12 protein-coding genes are annotated in these 11,143 nt (G+C 67.6%); 11 read left to right on the forward strand and 1 reads right to left on the reverse strand.

Going from position 1 to position 11,143, the window contains the following annotated elements; all coding sequences use genetic code 11:
• The first annotated feature begins 359 nt into the window (after nt 1-359).
• The 10 genes from ACKTTN_RS11675 to ACKTTN_RS11720 all read left to right on the forward strand — a co-directional run bounded on the left by ACKTTN_RS11675 (nt 360) and on the right by ACKTTN_RS11720 (nt 8,828).
• Nucleotides 360-1,505, forward strand: a complete 1,146-nt coding sequence (locus ACKTTN_RS11675; RefSeq protein WP_407909998.1) for a flagellin — start codon at nt 360-362, stop codon at nt 1,503-1,505.
• A gap of 68 nt (nt 1,506-1,573) precedes the next feature.
• Nucleotides 1,574-1,885 carry a flagellar protein FlaG gene (locus tag ACKTTN_RS11680; protein ID WP_407909999.1) on the forward strand — a complete coding sequence of 104 codons (312 nt, stop codon included), beginning with the start codon at nt 1,574-1,576 and terminating at the stop codon, nt 1,883-1,885.
• An 83-nt stretch (nt 1,886-1,968) separates the two neighbouring features.
• Complete coding sequence (fliD, locus tag ACKTTN_RS11685; protein WP_407910000.1) at nt 1,969-3,297, forward strand: flagellar filament capping protein FliD; 1,329 nt, start codon at nt 1,969-1,971, stop codon at nt 3,295-3,297.
• Nucleotides 3,298-3,317: 20 nt separating this feature from the next.
• The gene (gene fliS / locus ACKTTN_RS11690; RefSeq protein WP_407910001.1) at nt 3,318-3,737 is read left to right on the forward strand and encodes a flagellar export chaperone FliS; all 420 of its coding nucleotides are present in this window, start codon (nt 3,318-3,320) and stop codon (nt 3,735-3,737) included.
• Nucleotides 3,734-4,018, forward strand: coding sequence for a hypothetical protein (locus ACKTTN_RS11695; protein ID WP_407910002.1), 285 nt, complete (start codon nt 3,734-3,736; stop codon nt 4,016-4,018). Before fliS ends, ACKTTN_RS11695 begins: the two co-directional genes overlap by 4 nt.
• Nucleotides 4,015-4,581, forward strand: coding sequence for a PilZ domain-containing protein (locus ACKTTN_RS11700; RefSeq protein ID WP_407910003.1), 567 nt, complete (start codon nt 4,015-4,017; stop codon nt 4,579-4,581). The genes ACKTTN_RS11695 and ACKTTN_RS11700 overlap by 4 nt, the downstream gene beginning before the upstream one ends.
• Nucleotides 4,582-4,650: 69 nt before the next feature.
• The gene (locus ACKTTN_RS11705) at nt 4,651-5,307 is read left to right on the forward strand and encodes a response regulator (protein WP_407910004.1); all 657 of its coding nucleotides are present in this window, start codon (nt 4,651-4,653) and stop codon (nt 5,305-5,307) included.
• Nucleotides 5,308-5,549: 242 nt separating this feature from the next.
• The gene (rpoN, locus tag ACKTTN_RS11710) at nt 5,550-6,968 is read left to right on the forward strand and encodes an RNA polymerase factor sigma-54 (protein ID WP_407910005.1); all 1,419 of its coding nucleotides are present in this window, start codon (nt 5,550-5,552) and stop codon (nt 6,966-6,968) included.
• Nucleotides 6,969-6,987: 19 nt separating this feature from the next.
• Entirely contained in the window at nt 6,988-7,380 is a 393-nt protein-coding gene (locus ACKTTN_RS11715) for a response regulator (RefSeq protein WP_036142032.1), read from the forward strand.
• Complete coding sequence (locus ACKTTN_RS11720) at nt 7,377-8,828, forward strand: sigma-54 dependent transcriptional regulator (RefSeq protein WP_407910006.1); 1,452 nt, start codon at nt 7,377-7,379, stop codon at nt 8,826-8,828. The genes ACKTTN_RS11715 and ACKTTN_RS11720 overlap by 4 nt, the downstream gene beginning before the upstream one ends.
• Nucleotides 8,829-9,132: 304 nt before the next feature.
• Here ACKTTN_RS11720 and ACKTTN_RS11725 read toward each other — a convergent pair whose 3' ends face one another.
• The gene (locus ACKTTN_RS11725) at nt 9,133-10,083 is read right to left on the reverse strand and encodes an integron integrase (RefSeq protein ID WP_407910081.1); all 951 of its coding nucleotides are present in this window, start codon (nt 10,081-10,083) and stop codon (nt 9,133-9,135) included.
• 721 nt (nt 10,084-10,804) lie between these two features.
• On the opposite strand from ACKTTN_RS11725, the gene ACKTTN_RS11730 reads away from it, so the two are divergent.
• Nucleotides 10,805-11,143 (forward strand): hypothetical protein (locus ACKTTN_RS11730; RefSeq protein ID WP_407910007.1); only part of this gene is annotated, 339 nt, incomplete at its 3' end.

The raw sequence follows: 11,143 nt of genomic DNA on the forward strand, positions 1-11,143 counted from the left end.
CATGAGCGACCCACGTTGCGAATGGCGATAAAACGCGTAAACAGCCCAAAAACCCGGGAAAACTCAAGTTTTCGGCGTTCGCACCGATAACGTAGCCCCTTCACGCACCGCGATGAACGCTGTCGCGTTCACACACCGCCGCTCAAGTTTTGCGCATCGCCGCCGAACGCGCATGCACATCCGGCGCGACACGCATCACAAGTCGAGCAAAAACGTCTTGACGCGTCGAAGCGGCCTAAAGGCCCACGCGGCGATGCCGTTACTCACCACAGCAGCGGCGAAGGCAATCCCGCCAAACCCTGCAGAAACCGGCCAGAGAGGCTTTCGCCGCCCGCCGGATCCTCATCAGGAGAACAGCAATGTCCGCCATTAACACCAACGTGATGTCGCTCAACGCGCAGCGCAATCTGGCGACCAGCGGTGCCAGCCTCGCCACGAGCATCCAGCGCCTGTCGTCGGGTCTCCGCATCAACAGCGCGAAGGACGACGCCGCCGGCCTCTCGATCTCCGAGCGCATGACCTCGCAGATCCGCGGCCTCGACCAGGCTGCCCGCAACGCCAACGACGGCGTGTCGCTCGCCCAGACGGCCGAAGGCGCCCTCGGCGAAGTCGGCAACAACCTGCAGCGTATCCGCGAGCTGGCCGTGCAGGCCTCGAACGGCACCAACTCGCAGTCGGACCGTGACGCGCTGAACGCCGAAGTCACGCAGCTGCAGTCGGAAATCCAGCGCGTTTCGCAGACCACCAAGTTCAACGGCGTGAGCCTGCTGGACGGTTCGTTCGCCGGCGTCGCCTTCCAGGTCGGCGCGAACTCGGGCGAGACGATCACCGTCGCCTCGATCGCCAACGTCCAGACGTCGGCCCTCGGCGGCGCGGTCACCCGCTACACGGGTTCCGTCGCGGCTTCGTCGGTCTCCGGCTTCGCCACGGCGATCGCCGCCGGCGGCGTGACGATCAACGGTACCGACATCGGCGCGATCGGCGCCGCCGGTAGCGCGCAGGAGCGCGTCGGCCAGCTCGCCGAAGCGATCAACCGCGTGTCCTCGCAGACGGGCGTCGGCGCTTCGTACGACCAGGCTTCGGGTCAGCTGACGCTGTCGTCGGCCGCCGCGATCACCGTCGCGGGTACGACCAACAGCGCCACGGTTGCCGGCTTCGCCAACGCGTTCTCGGCGACGTCCAGCACCACCACCGGCATCGGCAACGTCAACGTGTCGTCCTTCGCCGGCGCGCAGATGGCGATCGACGTCGCCGACGCGGCGCTCAAGTCGGTCAACACCTCGCGTGCAAACCTCGGTGCGTTGCAGAACCGCTTCACCTCGGTCGTCTCGAACCTCACCACGACCTCCGAGAACCTGACCGCTTCGCGCAGCCGCATCCGCGACGCCGACTACGCCAAGGAAACTGCCGAGCTGTCGCGCACGCAGATCCTGCAGCAGGCCGGCACCGCGATGCTCGCGCAGGCCAACCAGGCGACCCAGGGCGTCCTCAGCCTCCTGCGCTGATCGATCCCTCGCCGCAAACGGAGCCCGGGACGCATTTCGCGTCCCGGGTTTCGCATATGTGAGTCGCCATGTCCGACATCGCATCCGTCAAATCCGCTTTGCCTCCCGCCTCGACGCACGCCGCCGGGGTTTCGTCGTCGCACGCACCGGCAGCACCGTCCGCGCCGCGCACGCCCGCCGCGTTGCAGAAGCAACTCGACGAACTGATCGCCGACAGCGACACCTCGTTGCGCTTCCGCGTCGACAACGCATCACACCGGATCGTCGTTTCCGTGCTCGATCACGAAGGCGCCGTCATCCTGCAGATTCCCGACGAGGCCGCGCTCGCCATCGCACGCCGCCTTGCGATCACAGGCTCGCTGCTCGACGCCCGCGCCTGAACGCCTACAGCCGCTAAAGCGCGCCCGTCCACCGCCGTTAACGACTCCGGGAAAGCGCCGCACCGCGGCGATCCGGAGGTTGCATGGCCAGCATCACCAGCGGCGGATCGATCGACGTCACCACACTCGTCAGCCAGCTGATCGCCGCCGAGCGCGCGCCGACCGACAAGCGCTTCGACACGATCCAGACGACCGCGCAGACGCAGCTCTCGGCTTTCGGCCAGATCAGCAGCGCGATGTCGAGCCTGCAGAGCACGATCAAGCGCTACGACGGCGACGGCGCCCTGCCCGGCCGCAAGGCCACGGTCGCGACCGACGCGGGCTACACCGCGAGCGCGACGTCGTCCGCCAAGCTCGGCAACTATTCGATCAGCGTCGAACGCCTCGCCACCGCGCACAAGCTGCAGAGCGCGCCCGTCGATGCCGCCACGCAGGTCGGTTACGGCCGCTTGAGCGTGCAGGTCGGCACCGGCACGGCGGTCGACATCGACATCGCCGAGAACAGCGGCACGTTGGCGAACATTCGCGACGCGATCAACGCCAAGGTTGCCGACAAGGGCGTCACCGCCAGCATCGTGCATGGCGACGCCGGCGACGTGCTCACCATCGCCGCGACCAAGACCGGCAGCGCCGGGCAGCTCACCATCACCACCAGCGGCGGCGACGGCGGCCTCGGCGTGCTCGCCACCACCGGCGGCACGCTGACGCAGATGTCGCCCGCGCAGGACGCGCAGGTAAAAATCGACGGCGTGGTGCGCACGTCGAGTTCGAACACGATTTCCGACGGCCTCGACGGCGTGTCGATCACGCTCACCAAAGCCGCGCCGAATACGCCGTATTCGCTCGACGTCACCACCGATGCGAGTTCGCTCAAGGCATCGATGCTGGTGTTCGTGAGCTCGTACAACACCGCGCTCGGCCAGATGCGTTCGCTGAGCCAGGCGGGTTCCAGCTCGCAGAGCGCGGGCGCGCTGGTCGGCGACGCGACGCCGCGCTCGATCATGCAGAACATGCGGTCGCTGATCTCCGGCTCGTATGGCGACCTGTCCAAGCTCGGCTTCAAGACCGCCGTCGACGGCTCGCTCACGCTCGATGGCGCGAAGTTCGACGCGGCGATCACCGCGGACCCGGCCGCTGTCAGCAAGTTGTTCGGCCCGAGCGCGACGCTGGGCAAGCAGTTGCGCGGTTCGATGGATTCGTGGGTCGGCGCCGGCAGCGTTTTGAGCAGCCGTACCGATAGTCTCAATAAAAAGCTCAAGGATCTGCAGAAGCAGCGCGATAACTACCAGGTACACATCGATCAGCTGACCACGCAGTACCGCACGCAGTTCACCGCGCTCGATTCCCTCGTGACCCAGCTGCAATCGACGAGCAGTTACCTGACGCAGCAGCTTGCTTCGCTGCCCTCCTGATCGAAATACCGAGCATCGCCATGAGCCATCACGCCCTCGCCAGCCAGTACCGACAGACCGCGGTGTCCAGCGCCGTGCTCGAGGCCGATCCGCATCGCCTCGTCGCGCTGATGTTCGCCGGCCTGCGCGAGCGCCTGCAGCTCGCCGCGGCATGCATCGACGCGGGCAACGTCGCCCGCAAGGGGCAGGCGATCAGCGAGGCGTCGACCATCGTCGGCCACCTCGCCGGTTCGCTGAACATGGACGCGGGTGGCGAGATCGCGCAGAACCTGCTCGCGCTCTACGACTACGTGCAGCGTCGCCTGCTGGAAGCGAACGTCGCCAACGACACCGCCACGCTGCGCGAATGCGATGGCCTGATCGCCGACATCGAATCGGCATGGACGGCGATCGCCCCCGGCGCCGCCACGGCACGCGCTGCGATCGGAGCTGGCGCATGACGCCTGCATTGCCGACCGACGCGATCCGCACCTGCATCGCCAACAACGATTTCGACGGCGCGCATGCATTGCTCGTCGAGCATGAGAACGCGCTGCGCGCGACGTTCGATACGGGCACCGACGCCGAAAAGAGCTGTCGCGAATCGTGGCTGCAGCTGCTCGCCGCACAGCGCGGCCTGATCGACGAACTGCGCGCGGCACGCGACGACGCCGCGCGTTCGCTCGAGCGCCTCGGCCGCGACAGCCGCGCGGTCAAGGCCTACCTGCAGGACGCGGGGTGAGCGTCGAGGCCGCGCGCGACTCGCTGTTCGGCGATGCCATCGCCAGCGAGGACGCACGGCCGCTCGCGCTGCTGCCACCGCTTCCCGAGACGCGACAGCGCGCCGCGCTCGCCCGCGGCGAAGCGCTGATGCGCGCGCTCGCGATGGTCGACGACGCGCGCCCGGACGAAACCGACGAGCCTGGCGCGGATCCCGCGATCCGCCGGCTTGAAGCGAAGGTGGACCTGCTCGTCGGCCTCGTCGGCGCATTGATGCAACGCGACCAGCCGGCCGACCCGGTGCGTGCGCTCGACTGGTCCGCACGTGGCGCCGCCGTCGCGCTGGACGCCGACGCTGCCCTGCCCACGGTCGGCGAGGCGCTCGTACTGCGCCTGCAGCCTTCCGACACGCTGCCCGAGGCGCTGCTGCTGCCGGCGCACGTGCTGGCGATCGAGGCGGTCGACGGCGGGAATCGCGCCTGGCTGCGCTTCGACCCGCTGCCCGCGGGCCTCGAGGCGCTGCTGGAACGGCACCTGTTCCGCCTGCATCGCCGGGCCGTTGCCGAGCGCCGGCGCCAACGCTGACCGCGATCGTGTTGGCGGCTCCACGCCCGCTCGGCTAAGGTGCGGGCGACTTTCCTCGACACGAGCCGCGTGCGCGTCCTGATCTGCGACGACCACACCCTGATCCGCGCCGGCCTTCGCCGGCTCGTCGAATCGTTCGACGGGATCGAGGTGGTCGGCGAGGCCGCGAGCGGCGACGAAGCCGTCATCCGTGTCCGCGAGCTTCATCCGCACGTCGTGCTGCTCGACCTGTCCATGCCCGGCCGCAACGGCTTCGACACGCTCGAAGAGCTGCGTCGCGTCGCGCCCGACACCGCGGTGGTCATCATGTCGATGCATGACGACGGCGCGCACGTACGCGAAGCACTCGCCCGGGGCGCGAGCGGATTCGTCGTCAAGGAAGCCGCGCCCGCGGAACTCGACATCGCGCTGCGCGCCGCGTTCGCCGGCCAGGTGTTCCTCAGCCCGCAGGTGTCGTCGGCGATGCTGGGCGATGCGGCGACGCGCGCACGCAAGGGCGCCGACCCGTCGACGCTGCCACCGCGCCAGCGCGAGATCCTCGCCGCACTCGGCGCAGGCCGCACCACCAAGCAGATCGCCGCGGACCTCGGTATTTCGATCAAGACCGTCGAGACCCATCGCGCGCGGCTGATGGAAGCGCTGGGCTGCCGCAACGCGGTCGAACTCGTGCGCACCGCCGTGCAGTGGAGCGCGCGCGTGCCGTCGAAGGACGCCGTACCGCGCTGAGCGGCCTCGACCGTTCGTCGGGTATCGATTCATCTTCCCGACCGGACCGGCCGCGCAATTTCGGACCGCGCCACAGTTCGCGCCGGAATGTCGACGCCGTTGTCGGGGTTTCCCCGACCGCCCCTACTTCACCCGTGGCCCTCGCGTCGGGATCGCCCCTATGCGGCGTCTGGCACGGCTCCTGCACGATGCGCTGCAGGATTCATGCCGTACTAACGAAAACGACCGGAGGGGAGGCTCGCATGAAGGCGTCGGTTCGCGCACAGATGTCGCAGTCGCTCAACCTGACGCCGCAGTTGCTGCAGTCGATCCGGCTGCTGCAGCTGACCGCGCCGCAGCTCGAGATGGAGCTGCGCCAGGCGCTGGACCGGAACCCGATGCTCGAGCTCGACGAAGGCGACGACGCCGGCGAGACGGACGCGGATGGCCACGACGCGGACTCCGACGAAGCCTCGTACGAAGCCGCGGCCTGGGACGAACTGCCGGAGCCGCAGTTCCTCTCCGGCAGCAGTGGCGGCGTCACCGCGGGGGATGACGACGCCACCGCCCGCATCATGGACGGCGAATCCTCCGACTGGCGCCTGCGCCTGCTGAAGGAGTTGCGCCTCGACTGGTCGATGGCCGACCTCGCGATCGCCGCGTGGTGGCTGGACCGCACGTCCGACGCCGGGCTGCTCGAAGGCGAACGCGATTCGCTGGCCGCCGAAGGCGCGGCGGAGCTCGGCGTGCCGGTGAAGGCGATGGAGATCGTCCGCCTGCGCCTGCTCAACGGCGACTGGGCCGGCCTCTGCGCCGTCGACGCCAGCGAATGCCTGGTCGCGCAGCTCGACCGCATGCCCGCCTGCGACGACCGCGACCTCGCGCGCCGCATCGTGCGCGAACACCTCGCAACCCTCGCAACCCTCGCCCGCCACGACGGCCGCGCGCTGGCGTCGGCACTCGACTGCAGCACCGCGGCGGCGGACGCAGCGGTCGCGCTCATCCTTTCGCTCGACGCCTGCCCGGTGCCGGAGCCGACGAACGACGACGACGCCCACGTCGTCCCGGACGTCGTCGTGCGCAAGCTCGGTGGCAGCTGGCGCGTGAACCTCAACGGTCGCACGCTGCCGAAAGTGCGCATCTCGTCGCATTGCGAGTCCGGCCTGTCGGGCGCGTCCGGCGACGTCAGCGCATTGCGCGGCCTGCTCGACGAAGCGCGCTGGCTGGTGCGTGGCATCGCCATGCGCAACGACACGCTGATGCGCACCACGCAGGTGCTCGTCGAACGCCAGCAGGCGTTCCTCGAACAGGGTGAGGAAGCCATCGCGCCGCTCACGTTGCGCGAAGTGGCCGACGCGATCGGCATGCACGAGTCGACCGTCTCGCGCATCACCACCGGCAAGTACATCCAGACCCCGCGCGGCACCTTCGAACTCAAGCGCCTCTTCGCGGTGCGACTGGAAGGCGCGGAGGTGTCGGGCGCGGCGGTGAAGGCGATGGTCAAGCGCCTGATCGACGCCGAACCCCCGCACGCCCCGCTGGCCGACGAGACGATCGCCGGCCTGCTGGCCCGACAGGGGATACGCATCGCGCGGCGTACGGTGGCAAAGTACCGGGACCAGCTGGACATCGCCCCCGCACGGGTGCGCCAGCGCCCCGCGGTCGCCGTCGCGGCCCGGTGAGGGAGACGAGGAGAACCGAATGCTGAGTGTCCTGTTGGTCGACGACCACGAAGGCTTCATCAACGCGGCCGTGCGCCACCTGCGTCGACTCGACTGGGTGAACATCGTCGGCTCCGCCGGTAACGGCATCGAAGCGATCGCGCAGTGCGAAGCGCTGCGTCCGGACGTCGTGCTGATGGACCTTGCGATGCCCGAGATGGGCGGCCTGCAGGCCACGCGCCTGATCAAGGCGCAGGACGCCCCGCCCTACGTCGTCATCGCCAGCCATTTCGATGATGCCGAACACCGCGAGCACGCACTGCGCGCCGGTGCCGACGCGTTCGTCAGCAAGCTCTCCTACATCCACGACGTCATGCCGCTGCTGGAGAAACTCGCCGGCCGCGCGGGCGCGGAGGTCGGAGCGACCGAATGAGCGAGTCGCGCATTCTGGTGGTGGATGGCGACATGGCGCGTGCCGAACGCGTCGCCACCCTGCTGGAATTCATGGACTTCACGCCGCGGCTCGTCGCCGACGCGGCCGACCTCGACCTGTCGCGCGCGAAGGCCAGCGACTGGGTCGCGATCGTCGCCGGCGATGTCGGCGACGCCGACGCGTGGACGAAGTTCGTCGACTGGCTGTCGCGCCAACCGCTGCATTCGCCGCTGATGGTGCTGCCCGGCCACGACGAACGCGCACCGTGGCGTTCGCTCGTGCATCCCGATGCGGTCTGGCCACTCGACTACCCGATTCGCCGCCCGCAACTGCAGGAAGCGCTGCGTCGCGCGAGCCTCAAGCGCATCGACGACGAAGAGCGCCAGGAAAAGCAGAGCGTCGGCCCGACCGGTTCGTCCGAGGCTGTCACACGCCTCAACCGCATGATCGACCAGGTTGCCGGTTTCGATACGACGGTGTTGATCCTCGGTGAATCGGGCACCGGCAAGGAAGTCGCCGCACGCACCATCCATGAGCGCAGCAAGCGCGCGGGCAAGCCGTTCGTTGCGATCAATTGCGGCGCCATTCCGGCGGACCTTCTCGAGAGCGAACTGTTCGGTCACGAGAAGGGCGCGTTTACCGGCGCACTCACGCAGCGCAAGGGCCGATTCGAGATGGCCGAGGGCGGCACGCTGCTGCTCGACGAGATCGGCGACATGCCGATGGCGATGCAGGTCAAGCTGCTGCGCGTGCTGCAGGAACGCACGTTCGAACGCGTCGGCGGCGCGCAGGTCTACAACTGCAACGTGCGCGTGATCGCCGCGACCCATCGCAACCTCGAAGGCCATATTGCGGAAGGCAAGTTTCGCGAGGACCTGTTCTACCGACTCAACGTCTTCCCGATCGAGATGCCCGCGCTGCGCGAGCGCACCGAGGACCTGCTCGATCTCATCGCCGCTATCACGCGCCAGCTCGCCGACAGCGGCCGCGGCCGCGTCACGCTGACCGGCGAAGCCGTCAACGTGCTCAAGCACTACCACTGGCCCGGCAATGTGCGCGAGCTGCACAACCTGCTCGAACGGTTGGCGGTACTCCATCCGAGTGGCCAGGTGCGCGCGTCGGATCTTCCGGCGCGCTATCGCGCCGGTGTGCCGGAGTTGCCGGACGAACCGGTGGTTGCGCCGACGCCTGCACCGTCGGTCATTCCGTCTTCGCGGAACGGCGCGGGTGCGACGGCCGACCCTGCAACACTCAACCCACGCGCGACGCTGCCGCCCGAAGGGCTCGACCTCAAGAGCCACATGGCGGAACTCGAACTCGAGTTGATCCAGGCGGCATTGCAGCAGGCGAATGGCGTGGTCGCGCATGCGGCACCGCTGCTCGGCCTGCGTCGCACGACGCTGGTGGAGAAGCTGCGTAAGTACGGAATCGACCGCGACGCGGATTGAGGGCGTTGCCGAGCGATAGGCGATGGCCGAATCGGGGCGACCGAACGTGCTTCGTCTTCCAGCACCACGCGGTCTGATGACGCTACGTCCAGACGCGCATACGCGAAGCCTGTTCTCGGGTCGTACTGGCTGCTTCGCGCGCCGGCACGGCTACCGAAGCTGCCAATCGTTGCGAAACGTTGCCGTTCCCGTTGGCACAGCGTGACAGGTGTGCGCGGCGGCCGCCTGCAGGTACCGGTAGCCCTCGCGCTCGTTCGGTGGAACGCCAGTCCTGACGACAGCAGTCGCGAACTTCGTCGCTTCTTCAGAACTGACGATCGAGCGGGCTCAGCACCGCGCCCGCGCCACGACCGAGAACGTGCGTGTAGATCTGCGTCGTTCCGAGGTCCTTGTGGCCAAGCAACTCCTGCACCGTGCGGATGTCCTGTCCCGCTTCGAGCAGATGGGTTGCGAACGAATGCCGCAGTGTGTGGCAGGTCGCCGGCTTCACGATGCCCGCAAGCGTGCGCGCCTTCTTGACCGCACGTTGCAGCGAGCTGTCGTCCACGTGGTGGCGATGCGTACGTCCGCTACGCGGGTCGACCGATCGCTGTGCCGACGGAAACACGAACTGCCAGCCCGGATCACGTGCCGCGGTCGGATACTTCTTCGCGAGCGCGTGCGGCAGTCGCGCCTCGCCGAATCCTTCCGCGAGATCATGGCGATGCATCAGCAATGCGCGCTCGATCGCGCGCCGCAAATCCTCGCGCAACGTCTGCGGCAGCGGCACGCGTCGATCCTTGTCGCCTTTTCCCTCCCGCACGACAATCTCGCCACGTTCGAAGTCGATATCCTTGATGCGCAACCGCGTGCACTCCATCAATCGCATGCCCGTGCCGTAGAGCAACGCCGTCATCAATCGCATCTGTCCGTCCATCGATCCCAGCATGCGATCGACTTCCGACCGCGACAGCACGACCGGCAACCGCCGAGGACGTTTCGCGCGCACCACGTCCTGCATCCACGGCAACTTGAGACCAAGCACTTCGCGATACAGGAACAGCAGCGCGGCGAGCGCCTGGTTCTGCGTTCCGGAGGCCACGTCGTCGCGCGCTGCAAGGTCCGTCAGGAAGCGCTCGACCTCGGGCCCACCGAGCTCGCGCGGATGCCTGCGCCCGTTCGCGATGATGAAACGCCGCACCCAACTGACGTAAGCACGCTCGGTACGCAGACTGTAGTGGCGGACGCGCACGCGGTCGCGGACCAGGTCCAGCAGACGCTTGCCGCCGGGCTCGGCAGCACCCGACTGTTTGCGACCCGTGGAGGGCGGCGTTACGTCCTCATCCCACGGCTCGCCTAGCCACCGGATGCCGGGCGACGTTGCGCTTCGGGGCGCGGTGAGTGCAGTGTTGTCGTCGGGCGTCAGACGTGTGTCCGGCCAACTGTTGGCTGAAGGGGGCGCACGGGGATCATCCGGTGGGCGACGTGCACCGTCGCGTTCGTACTTGCCCTTGTCCTCCCGCAGGCAGAACCGCAAGCGCGCCCATCCCCGGTGAATACTTACCCATGCATCCATGCCCGCCATCCTCCGCAACACGTCCTGTGTGAGTGGGTAAGAGTGGCGGTGGCGTCGCAGGGACGGTGTCGGTCGTTGTTTTGACCGCGGGTAGGAAGAATCCGCGAGATGCTTGGCTCTCCTACCGCCTGACAGTTGCCGGGGCATTCGGCTACCGTGGATGCTGGCCCTGTAACGGACGTGCTCGAGCGTGTCCGCGAGATCCAGGCGGCAAGTGGTTGATTTGACAGATTCCGCGCAGATCCGGCTTTGCGGGTGGCGCCGTGCAGGCGTTACCGTGGCGCTTTAGAGAGAGAATCGGTGTTAGGCCCGCATGGATAAATCTCAGCACTCGCGACCAATCTGGCTAGGTCTGCTCGCCTCCGCCACTTTCGTCCCGGCACTCATGGCGCTACTCACGTCCCTTTCGGCCGAGAGCATCATGGTCCCGCCCGTGCTTGTTCTGATCATGGGCATTCTAATTGCCGGCCCGGTGGCGCTACTCGTGGAGCTGCCCTTGGTTTTGTGGCTGCGTAAGATTGGTCGTCTTAATGCCTTCTACTTGTGCTTGGCAGGTGCGCTTGTCGGCGCCGTCGCGCTTGGCCTCTATTCCCTGCAGGCTAATTACTGGCCGCAGATGAATGACCAGGCGTTGGCTCGCTGGATAGCACAGCAGGCCGCACTCAAGGCACTTGTTCCGGGTAGCGTTTACGGCCTCTTGTCAGCCGCCGCATTTTCCCTCGGTGCAGGCCTAACAATTCGTCCAAGCCGACGCCGCTTC

The organism is Lysobacter claricitrinus (genome assembly GCF_045866565.1).
GTDB lineage: Bacteria > Pseudomonadota > Gammaproteobacteria > Xanthomonadales > Xanthomonadaceae > Cognatilysobacter > Cognatilysobacter claricitrinus.

Excerpts from the sequence above, each read along its gene's own strand:
- ACKTTN_RS11675 (WP_407909998.1), top strand. The coding sequence starts at position 360 with ATGTCCGCCATTAACACCAACGTGATGTCGCTCAACGCGCAGCGCAAT.
- ACKTTN_RS11680 (WP_407909999.1), top strand. The coding sequence starts at position 1,574 with ATGTCCGACATCGCATCCGTCAAATCCGCTTTGCCTCCCGCCTCGACG.
- fliD (WP_407910000.1), top strand. The coding sequence starts at position 1,969 with ATGGCCAGCATCACCAGCGGCGGATCGATCGACGTCACCACACTCGTC.
- fliS (WP_407910001.1), top strand. The coding sequence starts at position 3,318 with ATGAGCCATCACGCCCTCGCCAGCCAGTACCGACAGACCGCGGTGTCC.
- ACKTTN_RS11695 (WP_407910002.1), top strand. The coding sequence starts at position 3,734 with ATGACGCCTGCATTGCCGACCGACGCGATCCGCACCTGCATCGCCAAC.
- rpoN (WP_407910005.1), top strand. The coding sequence starts at position 5,550 with ATGAAGGCGTCGGTTCGCGCACAGATGTCGCAGTCGCTCAACCTGACG.
- ACKTTN_RS11715 (WP_036142032.1), top strand. The coding sequence starts at position 6,988 with ATGCTGAGTGTCCTGTTGGTCGACGACCACGAAGGCTTCATCAACGCG.
- ACKTTN_RS11720 (WP_407910006.1), top strand. The coding sequence starts at position 7,377 with ATGAGCGAGTCGCGCATTCTGGTGGTGGATGGCGACATGGCGCGTGCC.